Annotated in this window: 11 protein-coding genes; 4 read left to right on the forward strand and 7 right to left on the reverse strand. The window is 49.5% G+C overall.

Annotation, left to right across the window (positions count from 1 at the left end; translation table 11 throughout):
- Window positions 1–603 precede the first annotated feature (603 nt).
- The 3 genes from DESTI_RS05325 (at window position 604) to DESTI_RS05335 (ending at window position 3,661) form a co-directional block, all read left to right on the forward strand.
- Window positions 604–1,650 (forward strand): arginine N-succinyltransferase, encoded by a 1,047-nt coding sequence (locus DESTI_RS05325; RefSeq protein ID WP_014808939.1) that lies wholly within the window; start codon window positions 604–606, stop codon window positions 1,648–1,650.
- Window positions 1,651–1,683: 33 nt separating this feature from the next.
- Window positions 1,684–3,150 (forward strand): succinylglutamate-semialdehyde dehydrogenase, encoded by a 1,467-nt coding sequence (gene astD / locus DESTI_RS05330; protein WP_014808940.1) that lies wholly within the window; start codon window positions 1,684–1,686, stop codon window positions 3,148–3,150.
- A 103-nt stretch (window positions 3,151–3,253) separates the two neighbouring features.
- Window positions 3,254–3,661 carry a hypothetical protein gene (locus DESTI_RS05335; RefSeq protein WP_014808941.1) on the forward strand — a complete coding sequence of 136 codons (408 nt, stop codon included), beginning with the start codon at window positions 3,254–3,256 and terminating at the stop codon, window positions 3,659–3,661.
- A 726-nt stretch (window positions 3,662–4,387) separates the two neighbouring features.
- On the opposite strand, the gene DESTI_RS05345 is transcribed toward DESTI_RS05335, so the two are convergent.
- From DESTI_RS05345 to DESTI_RS05375, 6 genes are all read right to left on the reverse strand, one after another.
- Window positions 4,388–7,333 carry a cation-translocating P-type ATPase gene (locus DESTI_RS05345; RefSeq protein WP_014808942.1) on the reverse strand — a complete coding sequence of 982 codons (2,946 nt, stop codon included), beginning with the start codon at window positions 7,331–7,333 and terminating at the stop codon, window positions 4,388–4,390.
- A gap of 515 nt (window positions 7,334–7,848) precedes the next feature.
- Window positions 7,849–8,652 (reverse strand): cytidylate kinase-like family protein, encoded by an 804-nt coding sequence (locus DESTI_RS05350; RefSeq protein ID WP_014808943.1) that lies wholly within the window; start codon window positions 8,650–8,652, stop codon window positions 7,849–7,851.
- A gap of 632 nt (window positions 8,653–9,284) precedes the next feature.
- Window positions 9,285–10,070, reverse strand: a complete 786-nt coding sequence (locus DESTI_RS05355) for a TerC family protein (protein WP_014808944.1) — start codon at window positions 10,068–10,070, stop codon at window positions 9,285–9,287.
- Window positions 10,071–10,465: 395 nt separating this feature from the next.
- A complete protein-coding gene (locus DESTI_RS05360) occupies window positions 10,466–11,896 on the reverse strand; it encodes an efflux RND transporter periplasmic adaptor subunit (protein WP_014808945.1) in 1,431 nt (476 codons plus the stop codon).
- 313 nt (window positions 11,897–12,209) lie between these two features.
- Window positions 12,210–14,318, reverse strand: a complete 2,109-nt coding sequence (locus DESTI_RS05370) for a site-2 protease family protein (protein WP_014808946.1) — start codon at window positions 14,316–14,318, stop codon at window positions 12,210–12,212.
- 61 nt (window positions 14,319–14,379) lie between these two features.
- The gene (locus DESTI_RS05375) at window positions 14,380–15,825 is read right to left on the reverse strand and encodes a TolC family protein (RefSeq protein WP_157212100.1); all 1,446 of its coding nucleotides are present in this window, start codon (window positions 15,823–15,825) and stop codon (window positions 14,380–14,382) included.
- Between the two features lie 426 nt (window positions 15,826–16,251).
- Between DESTI_RS05375 and DESTI_RS05385 the strand changes: the two genes are divergently transcribed.
- Window positions 16,252–18,423 carry a hypothetical protein gene (locus DESTI_RS05385; protein ID WP_014808948.1) on the forward strand — a complete coding sequence of 724 codons (2,172 nt, stop codon included), beginning with the start codon at window positions 16,252–16,254 and terminating at the stop codon, window positions 18,421–18,423.
- A gap of 548 nt (window positions 18,424–18,971) precedes the next feature.
- On the opposite strand, the gene DESTI_RS05390 is transcribed toward DESTI_RS05385, so the two are convergent.
- Complete coding sequence (locus DESTI_RS05390) at window positions 18,972–19,946, reverse strand: glycosyltransferase family 2 protein (RefSeq protein WP_014808949.1); 975 nt, start codon at window positions 19,944–19,946, stop codon at window positions 18,972–18,974.
- Window positions 19,947–19,952: the final 6 nt, after the last annotated feature.

A 19,952-nucleotide genomic window follows, 5' to 3' on the forward strand; every position in this document is an offset into this window, starting at 1 on the left:
GATCCTTATCATCCATTCCTTTCAGCCTGTATCGCGCACTGCTAAGTTACGATTCAAATCCTGACAGCCACGGCAAGCGTCCCTGCCGGCCAGAACCAATTGATGTTTATAGTGTTTCTCAACAATTTTGAAGTAAACCGAAAACTGTAAAGAACTGTAAAGAAAAGTATTGGTAGCGCCCGGCGTCTCTGCCGGGCAAAACTAATTGATTTGTTTAGATATTGTCCACCGGCACGGAGGCCGTTGGCTACCAATTTCGAGGAATCGCTGTTCACAATCCGCGATTACTCTCGAGAATTACTATATCCGAAAAATGTACCGGCACAGAGGCACGGCACCTACCAATTGCGAAGAAGTGCTTTCCGCAATTGGACGCTGTTTTATACACTTGCTATAGGAAAGACCAATAAATCGATTCAACGTCATAACCATGACCCTGCTTTGGAGAGTCTGCCTCTCTTGAACGTATTCATCTCATCAAAATTGAACCATTCGGATACTACATTAATATAAGAATACGTGAAATTCACTTCCGAAAAGCTCTCAAACCATTTCGAAATGCATTAAACTATGAGTGGAGTATACGATTGCGAGGGTAATGCGATGCTGGTTATTCGTCCAGTTGAATTAAGAGATTTGGACCGGTTGTATGAGCTGGCTAATCTGGCGGGATTCGGATTGACCTCACTGCCCAAGGATAAGGAAGTACTGAGGAAAAGAATCCTTGAATCTGTGCATACTTTCGAAAAGCCAATACATCGACCGGGAGGAGAGTTGTATATTTTTGTTTTGGAGGATCTGGAGAAAAACATTGTCGCCGGGACCAGTTGTATTGTCTCAAAAGTTGGCGGATTCGAACCCTTTTACGCATACAAATTGCAGACAATGGTGCATCGGTCGAGACCGTTGAACATTTCGAAGGAGATACCCGCTCTTGTGTTGGTTGCTGAACACAACGGGCCCACGGAAATCGGCGGACTGTTTTTGGCTCCGGATTATCGGAAACACGGGGCCGGACGCTTACTGTCTCTGTTTCGTTTTCTCTACATGACCTTGCACGCGGACTCCTTTGAAAAAAAGGTCATTGCCGAGATGCGAGGAGTTGTCGACGACAGCGGATATTCCCCATTCTGGGAAGCTCTGGGGAGACATTTTTTCGATATGGATTATGCAAAAGCCGATCTTCTCAGTGTTGCCGATAAGAGCTTTATTGCAGACCTTATGCCCATATATCCCATTTACGTATCGCTGCTGCCTCCTGAAGCTCGAGAAGTTATCGGAAAAGTTCATGAAAAAGCGCAGCCTGCATTGAGCATGCTCCAGGATGAAGGTTTCACCTTCAGCGGAATGGTAGACATCTTTGAAGCAGGTCCAATCATCGAATGCGCCCTGGATCGGGTCCGCATCATTCGGGAGAGCCGTATTACAGCGATCGACCAAATCACGATTGAAGAGGTTGATTCCCCCACGTTTGTAATTGCACGTGCTGAAGGCAGTTTCCGAGCCGGCATTGCTCCGTTGGATCAGACCCCCCGAGAGGGAATTCGCGTAAACGCCCGCATTGCAAAGGCTCTTGACCTTTCCCTGGGTGCAAAAATCATTGTCTCTCCTTTGCGGCCTTCTGATTCGCTTCAAGGCGGCCCAGGGTAAAAACGGTTGCTCGATTTTTTGCGAGTGAAGAAAATGGAAACACATTACATAGATGACCTTTGGATCGAGGGAAGTGGCGACGAGTTTGTCTCCACCGATCCGGCCACTGAAAGGATCAACTGGAAAGGCCGGGCCGCGACAGGGAAAGAGGTTGATGCAGCATATCGTGCAGCACTCCGGGCATTCGAGAAGTGGTCGGACCTTCCTGCAGAAGAGCGTATCGGGTACTCGCAGTCCTTCAAAGAAAAGGTCATTGAACACAGAGACGAACTCGCCGAGTGTATCAGTCGAGAATCGGGAAAGCCACTGTGGGAATCGTACACTGAGGTAGACGCCATAGTCGGAAAAGTCGGCTTATCGATAGAAGCCCACAAAGAGCGGCGACACGACGCGAAACAAGACCTCGGAGGTGCCGCATCTGCACTCCGATACAGACCCCACGGTGTTATTGCCGTTTTCGGACCGTTCAACTTACCCGGACATCTACCTCACGGACACATTATCCCAGCGCTCATTGCAGGAAATACGGTCGTATTCAAACCAAGCGAACAGGCTCCCCTGGTTGCTCAAAAGCTAATGGAATGCTGGATTGAAGCGGATCTTCCCCCTGGCGTTCTCAATCTGGTTCAGGGTGGCCGCGAAACCGGCATGGCAGTAGCACAGAGTCCGCTGCTCGCCGGACTCTTCTTCACAGGAAGTGTTGCTGCCGGAAGAGCGCTCCACATGTCGTTCGCAGGTCAGCCAGAGAAGATTATTGCGCTGGAATTGGGCGGCAACAATCCTCTGATAGTCACTGAGATAGACGATACTGAATCCGCAGCCTACATTGCCGTTCAATCCACGTACATTACATCAGGGCAGAGATGCACTTGTGCTCGAAGACTGGTCGTCCCCGCGGGAAATGAAGGAGATCTCTTTATCGCGGCACTTATGTCTCTGATAGACAGAATACAAATCGGCCCTTATACGGATACTCCCGAACCGTTCATGGGACCGGTGATCTCCCGAAAGGCTCGGGATGAACTGCTTGCGGCTCAGGAACGGTTGAGTAAGCAAGGTGGACGTATTCTGACGGAAATGACATCGCTCGATAGACCGGGACATTTTCTCACGCCCGGTCTCATAGACGTAACGCAGGTTCCCGATCGGCCGGATGAGGAGATCTTCGGACCGTTGCTCCAGGTCATAAGGGTTGCCAATTTCGAACAGGCTCTGCACGAGGCGAACAATACTGCATTTGGACTGTCAGCCGGTCTGATCAGTAGAAATCCGAAGCTATATGAACGATTTAGGAAGAGAATTCGTGCCGGTGTAGTAAATTGGAACCGCCAGACAACAGGTGCAAGCGGCAGATTACCGTTCGGCGGCCTTGGTAGGAGCGGAAATCACCGTCCCAGCGGTTTTTTCGCTGCTGATTACTGCTCGGACCCTGTTGCCTACCTCGAAGTGGAGCGGCCCGCGACCATGCCGGATCGCAGCATCGGCATCATTCCCCGTTGATAATTCGCGTTTTTAGCCGAGTTTGAGGTCCACTTCCCTTCAAGGCGTTGCCCAAAACGTTTTATGTCCTACATTTATTTAAAAGAATTGAGGTGGATCGAGAATGACACAGGTCAGAATTATGAGGATTATTCTTGAGGGAGCGGGCCCTTCCATGAAGGAAGTAGCCAATCTCTTGGAAGCGTTCGTGGCCAAATCCAAACCTTCACTTTACCTGAAAGAATATGGAGGCAATCCTTACGACCTGAATTTTGACGAAGACGATCGCAACCGTGTGTACGTTCAAATACTGATGACTTCAGAAATTGACAAAAAAGAAATGCAGGACGCTCTTCGCACTTTCCTGATGAATGGAGGCTATCGAATCGTAGACTCAATTGATATTGAAAATGTATCTGAAGACGAATCAGAAGTAGTCCATCTGTTTCAGCAGACTTCCGGCGGAGAAATTCAAAGACCGCTCAAACCGGAGCGGCCTGATTTCAGGGAAATCGACTATCCGAATGCATGACTTCGTCAGGAGAGGTCAAGGCACACGACAAATAGGCTCCAAGAAAGAGTTCTCCGGAATTCCCGAACGTCAAAATTACGAAACACGTTTCAGTGCAGGGTAGGTCGGGATGAAGATTTGGTTCTCTTGAGCCGATTGAGCCACTCTTGCATTCAAGATGCTAACTGCAGTGACCTGGCTCCGCAGGTCAGTCGCACCCCTGTAATCGGGTTCGAATGCTCAATCTTGGGTGCCACGGACCTGCCGTATAGTCCGTGCTACCGCATCAATGAGAAATATCTTGACTGCAAGTCTGTATAAGGGGCTCTCTGCACCCAATTGGATGAGAAAAAATGTGTGTGCGGGTGCGAAAAGGCTCCGGGATATTTTTTATGAATCCTGGAGCTTTCTTCTTTCATAGCGATTGCTCAAAATTCTCGAAGGCAAAGAAACGTGCCACGATTCGCCATCCTGTAGGGGCAGGTCTCGTGCCTGCCCTTCCCAGAATGACCGGCACTGAGGCCGGTCACTACCGGGCACCCACGAGGGGCGCCCCTACAATCAGGTCGTGAAGATGATGAGAACTTCGTGCCACGATCTGGGACAAATTTCGATTTTTGAGACAGTCTCTCCCTGCCGGTACATTCTATTGATATCATGTATTATTTTGAACATGTGCCGACACGGAGGCCGGCACTCACCAATACTCTTATCCTCAATCGGACATTAACTTCGATTGCATAAAAATCATGCGGTACGTTCTTTCATCCGCAAATACAGTTTGGTGAATTCTTCCGTTACCGCGGGGATGAGCGCCAATCCAAGGACCACAGTCCATTCATTCAGGGTCAGTGGCGTGGTGTTAAAGATAGGGTTGAGGAACGGCACAAATACCGTCATCAAGAGGACCGCCACGGAACCCAGAACCGCTGCTATCAGATAAGGATTAGAGAATGGCCCGATCTGGAACAGTGAAAGACGTTCCGAGCGAACAGTAAAGGCACGGAATAACTCACACAAAGAGAGTGTCACGAATGCCATGGTTTCTGCCGTAATAACATCAACTCCAGTCCAGTTAAGATTGAAAACATGTGACAGGGGATTCACACCGGCGGGAACGGCATTACTCTCGCTGAGATGCCAAACAAGTCCTATCACAAAAGCTGTGAGCGTGGCACCGGTCTGGGCTATGGTTTGAACGATAATCCCCAGACGCATGGGGCCGTGAATGATGGGTTCCGATTTGGGACGGGGCTGTTGCTCCATAATATCCGGATCGCCTTTTTCCATTGCCAGAGCGAGTGCCGGAGCTCCATCCGTAACCAGGTTCAACCACAAAAGTTGAATTGCCGTCATCGGGGAGGGCAGGGCGAACAGCGTGGGAAGGAAGATGATCATGATCTCGGCAACATTCGATGAGAGCAGGAAGAATACGAATTTCCGGATATTCGCATAGATGATGCGGCCCTGTTCTACTGCCGAAACAATACTGACATAATTATCGTCGGTAAGCACCATGTCCGCGGTTTCTTTGGCAACATCCGTTCCCGTGATTCCCATGGCAACACCGATGTCCGACCGCTTGAGAGCGGGAGCATCGTTGACGCCGTCTCCCGTCATGGCAACTACCTCCCCGCGCGATTTGAGCCCGTCCACAATACGCATCTTGTGTTCCGGATTCACGCGGGCAAATACGTCTGTAGTCTCCAGAGCCTTGGCCATACCGGCCTCATCCAACCGGTCCAGTGCCGCTCCGGAAAGCACTCCATGACCGGTTTCCAGTAAACCGATGGTGGAGCCGATCGCAGCGGCCGTATCCGGATAATCTCCGGTAATCATGATAGTTCTTATTCCAGCAGTTCTGGCCTTTGCTATTGCAGGAAGCACTTCCGGCCTGGCCGGGTCTATCATTCCGAAGAGTCCGAGAAAAACAAGGCTATGTTCGATTGTCGAAGCTTTTACCTCTGCCGGTGGGCTGTCGGTTATACGATAGGCTACTGCCAATACGCGCAGCGCCTCCCGTGCCATGCTTTCATTTGCCTCAAACATGCGTTGGCGCATTTTGTCCGTCAGCGGCGCCGGCTGGTTGTCGATACGCAGATAATGCGTACACAACTGCATAATAACATCAGGAGCCCCTTTGCATGCGGTAACATACAAATTCCCATTCTCACCCGGAGCAACCTGAAAGACGTTTGCACCCAGTGCGCCCAACGGAGACGGATTGCTCATACTCATAACCGTAGACATACATTTTCGTTCGGAATCGAAAGGAACCTCACAGACTCGGGGGTAACAGATCTCCAACTCTGTCTTGACAGCTCCTACTTTGGCCGCGGCTACTACGAGCGCACCTTCCGTGGGATCCCCGATTATGCGATAAGTCTCGCTTTCATCTGAAGATCCGGACGGTTCTATATAAGCATCTGACGCGAGCACTGAGGACCAGAGCGCAGTAAGCGCGGCCGGATACTCTTTCAGATCGACTGTCTCCCCATTCAATGAGAAATCCCCGCGAGGTTCGTATCCTTTTCCGGTAATTGCGAATGCGTGTTCGTCAACCCATAGACGGACCGTAGTCATCTGGTTCTGTGTGAGGGTGCCTGTCTTATCCGAGCAGATCACACTTGCGGAACCAAGGGTCTCCACTGCAGCCAGCCGCCGGATCAAGGCATGTCTTTTGATCATCTCACGCATACCTAACGCCAGAGTGACGGTAACGACCGCAGGCAAGCCTTCCGGTACTGCTGCTATTGCCAGACTCACAGCCACCATGAACGTTTCGGTGAGCACTGTGGAGAACGTCCGCAGGTACTGCAGGAATCCGCCGTCAGGAGCAAAAATCATACTGAGTTTTGTCTGATTGAACACTGCGACGACGAACACGAGTCCACAAATTGCCAGGCAGGCATACCCGAGCTGTTTTCCGAGCTGATCGAGTCTTTGCTGCAATGGGGTGGGTTCGGCTTCAAGAGTCTGGAGCATCGTAGCGATAAGCCCCATTTGGGTGTGCATCCCGGTCGCGATTACAATTCCCAGGCCGCGGCCGTACGTTATAAGGGTTCCCATAAATGCGGTATTGTGACGGTCGCCTAAAGGAATGTCGGGTTCGAGACAGACTTGGGCATCTTTTTCCACAGGAACCGACTCACCTGTGAGAGCCGCCTCGTCAATCTGCAAATTTATTGCTTGTATCAGACGTAAATCTGCCGGGACGTAATTTCCCGCTTCAAGTACAACGATGTCGCCGGGGACAAGATCACGGCTGGCAACAGTCTCGCGGGTTCCACCACGGATAACCAGCGCATTGGGTGCGGTCATCTTCTTGAGAGCCGCAAGTGCTTCTTCGGCCTTGGATTCCTGGACCACTCCAATTATAGCGTTGAGCAACACGATAGCCATAATTGCAGCCGCTTCGACATAATCACCCAGACAGGCAGAGATAATGCTTGCGACAACAAGCATCATAACGACAAAATTCTGAAATTGTTCAAGAACGAGTCTCCAGAACGGAGGCCTGGGCATTTCCTTTAGTTCATTCGGCCCTATTTCTTTGAGTCGTTTCGCCACAACTTTACGACTGAGGCCCTGTTGCAGGTGTACGGACAATACTTTGGCGCAATCCTCTGCAGTCTGGCTGTGCCAGGCTTGAGCAGAGGGAACTTGTTCTTTGTTCGTCGTACCAGCCGTCATGGAACGCTCCTCGAGAAGGATGGAGACAGGTGCACAAATGTGCAGTTACAGCTTCAACAAATTTACTGGCGTCGTTTTAAACCGAATGATACGCATTCTCCTCAATTCACTGCCGAACCGGGAATGATGCGCTCGTCTTGGCGGCTTGAACTATTTTGCACGATTTGGGTGCGAAGGAATAGCTGCGCTGACATCTAAAGGTTGTAATCTAATTCTACGCCCCGAATCGTAGTAATAGTGTCCAATCGCCGAGCATACCTTACCATCGGCTTATCCGTCAAGTAGGACCTTACGGACGGCTGTACAACACCGTGAAATAGTCGATCAGGTCGGATTGTCAGGTAGAGTGGAACAAGACGGTACTGCTGCCGGTTTGCGCCCGGGATGACCGTTCAGGTATCATTTTAGTGATGGTAATCGTCCAGCACGTTATCTGATAATTGAACAGTCAACTCGGGCTCTATAACAAGACTCGTCCTTTTGAACCCTCAGGACGGGAAGGGGTGACTGGACTTCTAAGCGCGGAAACGGAGATTGATCGTCAAGGGAACCTTCCTGGCCAATAACTGAGCAGCCTCTTCAATTAGCTTGTATTGCTTGGCATTGTGAACGATGCCATGGAGCACCAACCCTGATTCAGTGGATTCGACGTCTAATGTGGGCACATAAAGCTGGGGGTCCGTAATGAGAGCGGACTTGATTCTGGCTGCCGCTGCACGCATCCTGAGAAGCTCCTGGCCCTCGGGTGTATTCAATTTGTCTCTCGCCAGAAGGGCCTCGGTGACTTGCGTCACTATCTCATCGGCAGAGATCTTACCTGTATCGTATATCGCATCATAATTCCGGAGATCGTTCAAATCCTTTCCATACTGGGCATTGATGAATCCTGCCCGATCTCTATCCGTCTCTTTCGCAATTAAGGCTGCCGTCTTTCGGTCGACGGATTTCCATTCAGCAATTCGTTCGATTCTCTGATCCATCGGTGCGATAAACCGAATTCTGTAAGCATGGGGAATACCTTCGAGAAGAAAGTTGGAGCCTCTTCCCGCCAATATCACGTTGTCGCGAAGAGCATGGCTGAGCAATACACTTTGGAGGATGGCCGCAAAGCCTTTGAAAGACCAATCGTGCTTTTCCCAGATACTAGGTGAAGTCTGATCGAACTCTCTCGCCCATTGCTCCCACTTCCCCCCTCTGGTTCGTATTTCATTCAGAATGCTCTCTTTGTCCACATATGCGTAATTCAACGTTGTTGCGATCCGTTGACGGATCTTCCTGATACCGCTTCCGAACTGTCTTGACATGGTCAAGATTGCCATTGAAACCTCCCGACCTCGCAGTCATTCGATCAAGCTCAGCAATCTGCATCTTGATCAAAAACGCGTTGTCTGTCCTACGTAAGTCTATTCATGCTCAGTTAACAATGAGCGGGCATGGTTGACCAGTGAGTGATTGTCTCAAAAATCAAAATTTGTTCCAGATCGTGGCACGAATTCTCGTCGATCCTGACAGCCTGATTGTAGGGGCGGGCCTAGTGTCCGCCCAAATAGGGGCAGGCACGAGGCCTGCCCCTACAGGAATGGCGAATCGTGGCACGATTTGTGTGCATACCACGTGTCCAGTAATCTTGGATCAGTATTCTGAGACAGTTTCGTGCCCCTTGTCCACAATTTCGGCAGATCCCGAATGCCAAGATCCCAATGCACAGAGCCGTTTCGCCAGGGGCCGGTCAACTTCATTCAAAACGGGCAAGTCATCTCCGAGTATGGCAAATGCTAAATCTCGGGAATCGATTCTTCTTACCGAGTAATCTGCACTAGAAGTTCCTCTAAGGTCAATACTTCCATGAAAGCACAGTTGTCTCTGTAGGTAGGTTCCACACTCTACCGATGCAACGGCGCTCACTGAAAGCGCTATCCCTAAGACAGAACACTCCCACGTTGAAGTGGGGCTAACTTTTGGGTCCCTTGTCCTTATAATTCGCCTTAACCGATGGACATGGGGTTGAAGTTGCAGTCGCTACTTTACAGGGTACAGCAGCAGACTCCGGCAGCGTGAAACGAGCCCAGAGCTTTCCTACAATAATGACCCCAACTGCTGCAATCGCCTCTACCCCATACAAGAACGCTTCGCTCTGGGGCAAAACCGTTACCAGCGTGGGATCGGTTACGATCATCTCGGCGCCGACTTTCCCGAGCAGAGCCGCACCTACGTAAACGATTATGGGATATCTGTCCATAAGCATAGACAGAAGGTTACTTGTAAATATCATGATAGGAATGCTTGTGGCCAAACCGAATAACAGCAGGAAAAAGTTTCCTCGAGAAGCAGCTCCGACGCCCAATACGTTGTCCAAAGACATTGTTATATCGGCAATCAGGATCAATTTGACGGCCTGCCAAATGCTATTTGTGTCTTGCTCGTGATTATCTTCTGTATTCACATCAGCGAAGAGTTTGACAGCAAGCCAGACAATAATGAGTCCACCTGCCAATTTGAGATAGGGGGTCTGAAGAAATCGCGCCACAAAGAATGTAAGGATCACCCTGAGAGCCACCGCGAGGGCAGTCCCGATAATGATTCCTTTCTGGCGTTTCGCTCTGGGCAGCGCCCTCACGGCCATAGCAATGACCACTGCGTTATCGCCGGACAACACAATGTTGATAAGGATGATGCTCGCAAAGCCTGAGAAAAATTCCCAATCGAAATTAACAGTTCCAAGTATTCCTAGATCCATAGCACTACATTTTCCTTTCGATAGGAGCGATTACCTGCGCTCCCGTTATATAGTCGATTCGTGATTGCACGAATGTGAAATATGTTGACACTATTCTTGCTCATTTTGCATAGCATTTCTCATGCCAAAATTGAGCGTGAAGCAGGAGGTTGGAAGACCAAAGCCCAGTGATGCTTTGAAACGCAGAGCCTCCCACTATCGCACTATTCTACGACCTGCAAAAAAAATTGCAACTGAAAACAACATCGGCATAACTATCGATTAAATGAGGAGAAATGATTAATGCAGAAATGCAAATTTAGTGACACAGTGTAGTCGTTTTTCTGAGTCCTATTATATTCGATTTTGTTTCACCGTCAAATAAACGCACCAAATGATAGAAAAAACAACTCTTGTTACAGGAAAAGCATAATTTCGTTCAATTTGGTTTTTATTCTCCGGGTCAGGATGAACCAGAGAGATTCGTTTTTTGTATCTATATGTGCTATGCCAAGCATACCCGGTTTGACATCCGGAGGCCGGTCCATCAGCTCTGCTCTGACTCTGAAGACCGCCCCAATTCGCTCCACCGTTTCCGATTTAGGAGCAATGTTCTGCACTTTGATGGCATATGGCTGATCGGGTCGGTAGTTGAAATACACCGAGCCTCTTTGATTCGGCTCTATGTACCCGATATCACTTTCTCGCACAAACACGTCAGTTGCAAGGTTCTCATGAGGTGCAATCCTGCAAAATGGTTCTCCGGCTTTAAAACGCTTTCCCACGAGCGTCTCCACTTTCTTGGTCAATACGATTCCGTCAATGGGCGACTTGATATTGAGAAATTGCCTTTGCCAATCGAGAAACTCTAACTGTTGTCGAGCTCGTATGCTTTTGATCTGGACCAGTTTGCTTTCTGCAAGCTTCAGCGGGTTCTCGGCTCCCATTCCTCGCAAAATTTCAGCTTCAGTCTCCAGGGCCTTTATTGCACGCTTGGCCTCTCTTATTTTGTAATCGATTTCCTGGGATTCCAATTCTGCCAAAATTTGATTCTTCTTAACGGATTCTCCCTCTTTCGTCATAATCTTGCTGATGACACCTTCGATTTCCACAAAAGAGACAAATTCGTGGTCCGGAACAACTTCTGTTTTTCCGCCGATAACCAGCGTGGTCGGGTACCATAGCACCACGAGCAGGAGAAAGAGACCGACTCCTGCGGTTATGAGTCGTATTCGAGACTTCTTCCGGTCTCGAACAGCATTTTCAGGCGACATGGCCTCGAAAAAAGACTTTCTCACCCGGCTGTCATGAGCAAGCAGCCATTTCTCTGCCAGTGCCGACGAAAAGAACGGGACCATATTCATGAACGTATAGGTCTCGATTTGTCCGGGAGGGACTTTTTCAAAGAATTCCAGTATGAGGTGACCGAGCACTTTATCGTAGAGAACAAAAGGAATTAGCATCAAAGACTGGCAACCGGTAGACGCGATGTACTCTCTCAGTTCCTCAGCAGTTTCAGGTGGAATGTCATCAGCAACAGCTCCATTTGAGAACAATACCAGTCCGGTTCGAATATCCCTGAGCTTCGGAGCCAACTCATTTATCTTTTGGACCAGTCCGGCTCGGGTTTCGAGTCTGGGCTGATTGTTCGCGGCTGCCAGGACCGATTTGCCGTTCATGTGAAGAATCAGCATTGAGCGATCGAACGGGAGCAGCGCCCTCGTATCGTTCACAAGAATGAACTGGAACTCGTCGAGAGTCTGGGCCCGAGCGGCGTTCTTTGCCAGTTCCAGCCCTATGGCAAGAGCCTTTCGTAGTCCATCGTGAGGTGCTTCGGTTGTATCCATCTATGAAAATCCTTTGATACCGATTCGCTTTTTTTTCTGGAAGGCTGGAGTATCCTTTGCTCCGGACGACGCAAAGCCGTCTAATCACTCCGCTCAGGACACTCCAGCCTTCGCTGTGTTACGTACAAAACTGCGAAATGGTATGATACGATTTCGCCAGAATGAATAAAACCGAGTGTCCTGTCGGGAAGATCGAGCCCTGTTACAATCCAGTAGTAGTCGGTTTCCGGGCCGATCAAGTCAGATTCAAGAGCGAATTCGTATCGCATTGTCCTTGGAGTACAAAAGTCTTGCCCTCAAAACGGAATGTACCTCAAAAAACGACTTCCCGATGGAATGTGCCGTACGCGGCATCGACAACCCTTCTAAAAATGCTCTTGGGCGGATGCTTCACGACAAGCCTGCCAGTCATTCCGAGAGGTATGCCGGTTGGATTGGGAAAATCCATCCTGCACAGATAGTACGGATCGAGTGGTGCATCTTTACCGATCTGATCCTTGATTTCCGTTGCTATTTCGCCTCCAAAACGGCTCGAAAAAGGAGAACCATCGAGGTTTTCCGTCTTAAACGGGTTGATCTCTCTTACAGTCAGATTGACTGACATGCCCGTGCCCACCGGCCACCAGGCAGATACGGTTCCGTTTTTCATGATTGCGGATACATCGGATTCCGGGAGGAGAGCCTGTACTTCACACGCTGTGCAGTTTGCCATTTCTCCCACGACTGAGCCCTTGCCAGGGCTTGCACCTGGTTGAAACACCGGCGACAACGTGGTTATCGCTCCATCGAACGGAGCTTTCCACTCGATGAGAGCGAGGTCTTCCTCGATTCGCTTTATGGCATCCTCAATCTGAGAAAGCTCGATATACTTCAAATCCAATTTATAGAGGTCCTGTTGACTGTCTCGTATGATGGCAATTTCCGTTCGCACCAGTTGGTGTTCTACTTGCTTGTTTTTCAGTTCGTACTTGAGTGGCAAAGGATTTAGCCGAAAGATGACTTCTCCCGAACGGACCGAATCGCCCTGCTTTACACGTACTTCACTGACCGGTGCTTCCGCTGGAACCACAATTTGCCTCACCAGCGCAGATTCCAAATAGCATGGGTACACGGAATGATCGGACCACGGAAATGAAATCAAGGCAATCACGCTGATCGAAACGATCAGGAACACAGCCACTCCCCCGGGCCGAAAACGCATTTCCGATTTTTTTGTGAAAAGGTTCATTGCTCCCTTGCTCAAGGGCCGTACGATAAACATGAAAAACGCCGTTGCTGCCAGAATTACTCCCAGAGTCTTGTCGAATTTCGTGTAGATTCTCTCCAGTATTCCGGCGTACAACACGAATCGATACAGTACGGCCGATACACCATAACTCACGAGGATACTGAATTCCCGTCCGGAGGAAGGGGGAGCTTCTACGGAATCGATACCAAGGACTCGATTCATGAAAAGATATCTTAGAACAGCGAACGATTTCGCCTGCAAATTCGGCATACGAAGCCAATCGATGAGTACGAAATAGCCGTCGAATTTCAGTAAAGGATTCCCATTAAAGAACAGGGACGATATGACAGAGATTGCCATAAGGTAAAAAGCTACCGAATTTACAATTCCCGGTTTTGTGAAATACCAAATGTAAATGGCAAATACTGCAACAGCGAACTCGGACAAAATGCCCGCCAAACCGATCAGCATGCGCTCCCTTCGATCGGAGAGCTGCCAGGCTGCCGTCGTATTGCAATACAGACAGGGAAAAAAGATGAGAAACGCGATGCCCATCTCAGGAACCCGCAAACCCCGGCTCTTGGCCACGTAAGCATGGGCAAATTCATGGACCAGTTTCACAAGCACGAGAGCAATCCAGAGCACAATGAGATTCTGGATGTTAAAGAAGAATAAGTACTCAAAATCAAAGCGCTGAAATCCCGTTATCAGGAGGTAAAACGCTCCGGGGATCAAACAAGACAGGATCGTAAGCGTGACTCGGTTTACGAGCATCCGCCATAGGAAGAGTGTCTTTTCAAGGAAAGCATCGGGGTTCAAAAGTGGAACGTAGAGATAGTAGAGTTTGAGTATGCTCCTCTTCTGGAGTTCCGTCTCGACCCTCTCCTTCAATTCTTTCTGAACCCCGGAGGTTCCGTAGATCGTTCCCAGGAGGAGTCCGGCTTTCGAGAATTTATCGACGAGTTTGGCCGCGTGATTGAGCGTAAAATATCTGCCGCTCAACTTCAAACGTTCAATCGCATCGCGGAGAGAGCGTGTTCCGTCCAATACTTTGAGGAGTTCGAATTCATATGAGGAGATACGGAAGAATTTATTGGATACAGGGTCTTCGAGAATTATCGATTGACCGCCATATGCCTCATCATGCGCGTGCAGGAGAATGTCCGGTCTGAAACGTGGTCTTGTATCATTCATCGAGATGTTCTGCCAAAGCGGAATGTGCAGAGCATCACCCGGAGATTTTTCCCGAACGGATCTACCAAGGAAGCGCTCTTCGGACGAGTCCGGCTGCACTCTTCAGCGCATTCACCGGATATCGAGAAACACGCGGTGGACTCGATTCGCTTACAGGAATGGCTGTGCTCACGGGATAATTCGTGCCCGCACAAGTGTTCAGGTCTGCTATGGCCGAATGAACTTCACCCACTGCATAGAGCCGGTCCAGTTCCGCCTGAAGCTGGTTCGCTTTAGCTTTTTCTCGAGTTATGCGAATGAGCGATTGATCGGCTCCTCTCATTTTGGCTGTTTCCACATCGACAGCTATCCGCAGAGCTTCACTCGCCTGTTGCGTCAATTCGGATGCTCTCTTGAAACGATCGATTGCCTTCATAGAATCAAGCGTCTTGAGTTTAACCTGAGTCAAAATGCCCATGGAAATAACAGCCCGGTCCTGATCGGTTTTAATGACCCTGTCTTTCGCTGCTCCATGCTCGAGGTAATTCGCTGTGAAATCCATGAGATCCCAGGTGATTCTCATTCCACCGTCAATCCAGTTTTTGTTGAGGAAAAATTTGTTCTCATCGCGAAAATAGCCGATGAATCCATCAACTCGTGGGAAGAATTTCACCATCAGCCGTTTTGCGTCTGCCACGGAATTTGCGAACACTAGATCAGCCTGATAGCATTCGGGTCGATTCACAAGAGCTGCTGCCTCTAATGCACATGAATCCAGCATTGTTGGCGGAAGCGGCAGGAGACTGCCTTCAAGCTTCAAAGTGCTGCAAGGACTGACGTTCATAGCTGCAGCCAATAGCTCCTTTTGCCTTTCAATGTCAGCGTAAACAGCCGCTAACTGGTTCTTGGCCTCAGTATGGAGGCTTTGTGCATTGAGGTATTCCTGGTTATCGATCAGAGCATTCTTCGCAAGGCTTCCGAGATCCTTCACAATGTTCTTGCGGTGATTCTCGAGAGCCTGGGCCTTGGGCAGTGCTTCATACAATGCAAGAAGCCGGTAAAATGCAGAAGTTACTGTTCCCACCAGTTGCTGTGCGACGCGAACACGCTGATAACGCGAGTACAGCGCGTCATTGCTTTTGATCTGCCCGAGGTACCCTGCCATGAGCGCATCCATGGGTGACCAGGCAGCCTGGACATTCCAGTAGCGCTGATTCCGTTCTCGAGCCGTGGAAAAGTTTGTCACACCCGTTGCAGGTCCAGGCCCGACCACTTCCCATGCACCTTCCTGATCGATAACATCACTGCGGCTCCATGCGGGCCGGTCGCGCTGCATGAGTCCATAAAATACGTCCATTCGGGGCAACATTTTGACTTGGCCGGCTCGCGCTATTTTGTCTCTAACCTGCTCTTCCCATAGCACAGCCTGCAAATCGAGACTATTCGCCAACGCTATTCGCGTGCAATCCTGGATTGTTAGAATTGTCTGTCCGCCGCTCACCGCTTCAAGAGGACGCGCACGATACATTGACATCACCGCCGAAGCATTTTCCTGACGGACAAATGACCAATTACTTGTGGTACAGGAAGTGAGACCCAGGAAAGCAACGACCAGCAACGGTAAGCAGGAAAGTAAAGAGCTACCACAACGATGTGGAATACCGAACCACCGGCGCAACTGAAGAATAAGCCTATGACCCACTCCACAAGTCGATCTCTTGTGGAGAACAACATTCCAGCCCATACGACCCTCCTGGAACGAAACTTCCAGAAATTTAAAAACATCAAAAGACAAGGTGAGATAAATCTACATATCAGAAGTCAATTGGGAAAGTCAAACTTATTGGCTGTAAATCGGCATTTTTCGCTTTTGAAGTTGATTTTCTCCTAATGTATGACGTACGTTTACCCAAAATATCGGCATGACTTTATGGGAAAGCTGCCAGGAGCGTGTATGAGTATTTCTTTGGATGCGTGGATGAAAGCCGCTTCAATTCTACCCGTAATAGATTCCCGAACAAGGACGATGATACGATGGCTGGTATTCGGCGTCGGATTGTTGCTGTTTATCTGTGTGCAGTCAGCCGTAATCTACGACCCTATCTGGAACAGGGCCATGCTTCCGGAAGTGGACGATTCCTACACATATCTCGTGAAAACAGCCGAAATGGAGCAATGTTTCTTCCAGGACTGTCCCGCGCTTAAGGACCTTCGAAAGCAGCTTGGGATTGCCTCGGGCGATCGACAAACTGAGATGGAGAAATACCTGGTGGAGGGCAGGATCTTTCTCGTATATCATCCGTTATTTTCATTGCTCATTATAGGATTGAAACAATTTACGGGCACATTGGGAACCGCTTACCAGATCCTGTGGACTCTGGGGCCTCTCTGGTTCGGACTTGGCTTCGGATGTCTGCTTGCGGCGATTTGGGGCCCGATTCCCGCAGGAATTGGCCTCATACTGTTATCATCCAAAGTGTTTCCGGGAAACGGTATTCATTATGTGGTGCCTTCCAACATGGCCATGGTAATTGCTCTATTCGTTTGGGCGCGAATAATTTCGCGTAAGGGAAATGCTCCTTTCACTTTGATAGTGGGCACATTGCTCATGGTAGCCATGCATCCGCTGGGACGCATTTTTTCCGCTATTGCAATTGTACTGTCTCTCTGGATGATATGGCCGACAAGACAACGCCGTGTGTTGATTGCTCTGATCGCTTCCACATGCATTGTTGCTCTGGCATTTTTGCTTCCCCTGTTCATTGACACACCGGTTTTATCCATACCTCCGGAGCCTTTTTTGCATGGTCGCGGTTTTTTCGCAGAAATAGGAATTTCTGTTCTGACGGTGCTCGTTGAAATGGTTCGTTTCGAGCCTGCTATCTTCGGCTCTTTTGTTTTCTTCGCTGCTTCCGTGGTCTTCGGTATTCTGGTACTGAACCCCGAGCGTCGTGATCGTCTCTTCATATTTATGATTCTTTACACGCTCATGTTGGGGGCATCGCTGGTGTACGTCCTGCCGCTCCATCCGGCGGACGTGTTTTTGAGGCTGTGGATACCTTTTTTGGCTGTGCTCGTCGGTGCTGTTGCCACCGCGATCTGGTTTAGTGCTCGCCAGGCAATAACAGCTATTTCAGACGCATGCACCAGGAATGCTCCTTTAACGCTTGAGAATGCATGGCCGTTGATTCTGTTTGCGGCTTTTACGGTATACGGCACACAAATGCTTTTTTCCGGCATTGAAGCTTTCGGTGCAACTCGGGAATACATGAAAGCCCGGCAACCACTACTGCTCGATCCCGAACAACCGAAACTGCTGTTGTCAAAAGCCGCGACAAAAGATCTGGTGCTCTATGACAATGTAACCGTCATCATGCCGTTCTATTTTGTTCATGGAGCCATGGAACTCGGTGCGATCTATTATCCACTCGTCAAGGGTACTGCAGAGGAGCATGCGTGGGTGAATCGGCCCGAGCTGAGATTTGTCGTCACGTACAATCCCATCGTATCGTTGAAGGAATTTCAATCATCAAGGGATGAAGAGTGGTGGATCAGCAGCCCGGAATTCCGTTTCTCGCCCCTCAGCAAACCCAGGAGCACGTACCAGATCGGCAAAGAAGGCAGAATTGACGCTAATCTTTTCAGATCGCTCGAAATAAAGCCAGGGACCCAGTCGATCGAAAACACGCTTCACGTATTCGTACATAATTCGGGCAACGCGAGTCGTTTTCAGGCAATGTTGGTCGATGCTGAAGGAAGGCAGATCTCGGGAACGAGCAGGAGCATCGATATACCGGCTCAATCCAAGAAATGGGTTGATACGGGACTATTGCCAACTCCCGGAACGTCTGTTCGGATCGACTTCCCGCCGAAAACGGATTTTTCCATTGCCGGCTTGAATTTTGGCACCAGTGGCACCATGTGGCCCTGGGCTACCAAATCTTCAATGAGACTGATTTCAAAAGGATCGGGTTCACCTGTAGGGATTCGTTTCGACCCCGAAGAAATTGTGCCGGCTTCATTAGCTGGGCGAGATCCCGTTGTCCTGGATGACAGAGGCTGTTCGGTGCTTGTGGACATCAGAGCGCCGGAAAAAAGTGGACGGCTGACGTTCATTTCTGATTAGCATCATAGAGCGATTGCCAAACATTCTGACGGTTATCCCACGCTCCAACACAAGGTATTACTGGGGACCGGCGTCCCTGTCGGTACAGCCTACCGATATCATTGGCCATATTGAAGATGTGCCGGCACGGAGGCACGGCACCCACCAATACTCCTCTTCAATCGAATAATTCTGGCAATTGTGTTAGGTGCAAAGTTTCTCGCCGGCTCGCAATCAAAGAAGGAAAATTCGGTGAAACTCTTCTTGTAATAAGTGTCTCCCCGAGCCCCGTTATGCGCTAACTTTGCTGTCCAGTCTCCTTCGTCCCGACGGGACGAAAAGAAAATAGCCCGGCGATTCATCGCCGGGAAAGCCCATTAAACAGACTTCCTCGTCCCAGAGGGACGATTGACAGATTAGACTGTCCCATTTGCGGATCAGCCGTTCCTCTGGAACTCAAAAATCCTTAATTTGACCCATTTACCGGCGATGAATCGCCGGCCTATTATCTGCTGTTCCTCTGGAACAAACGGCCAAATGAAGCATAAGTTAGCGCCTATGCCCAAATCTTACTGCTTTGAAAGCGCATTGGTTTGAACCGGCTCCGATGGGGGTACAATTTCCGAGCGTATTGCATATGTCGGGTGTTCCATCATGCGAAAGTGCATGCGAGCCAAGTATTCTCCTATTATGCCGAGGCAAAAGAGCTGGACCCCGGAAAAGATTGCGATTACCGACGCTAAGAAAGGAAATCCCGGCACGCTGCTCCCCTGCAGTAGATATCGGCCGATGACGTAGCAGAGGACTCCTATTCCGAAAAACATGAACCCGAATCCCACAAAGCTGGCCAGCCGTAAAGGAAGCGTGCTGAATCCCGTGATCATGGTCAACGCGTGCATCGCCAGTTTGGCAAAGGTGTAATTGGATACCCCGGCATGCCGAGGCTCAAAACGGACCGTCACTGATGTAAAATCCGAAGTCCCCCAGGTAAGTAACACATCGATGGAAACGAATGAGCCGCGATAATCTGCAAAGGCATTCCTGAGCGCTGTTCTAAAAGCGCGAAACGCACTGGATTGATACGCGATTTCAGATCCCAGTGCTGCTCTGAAGCTGAGTTTTGTTATTTGAGCAGCCAGATTGCGCCACAATCCATGCTGTCGAACGGATGGGGTCCCGTACACAACATCAAAACCTTTGTCCAGAGCGTCGAGAAGCAGAGGTATTTCTTCCGGAGGATTCTGAAGATCGTCGTCCATAGTGATCGTGATATCGAATCGAGCTGCTCTCATGCCGCACAAAAGAGCATTGTGCTGGCCATAATTCCTCATGAGGTTAATGGCTCTGATCCAGCTATGGTCAGATGCAAGAGCATGCATTATATCCCAACTGCGGTCTTTGCTTCCGTCGTTGACCAGAATCAACTCGTAGTTCCTGCCAAGACAATCCAACGCGGGCTTCAATCTCGAAATGAGTGCAAAAAGGCTCTTCTCACTGTTATACACCGGAATGACTATGGAAATTCCGCTTCTCAAATCAGTCATTGGACA

Source organism: Desulfomonile tiedjei DSM 6799 (assembly GCF_000266945.1).
In the GTDB taxonomy this organism is placed as follows: Bacteria; Desulfobacterota; Desulfomonilia; order Desulfomonilales; family Desulfomonilaceae; genus Desulfomonile; species Desulfomonile tiedjei.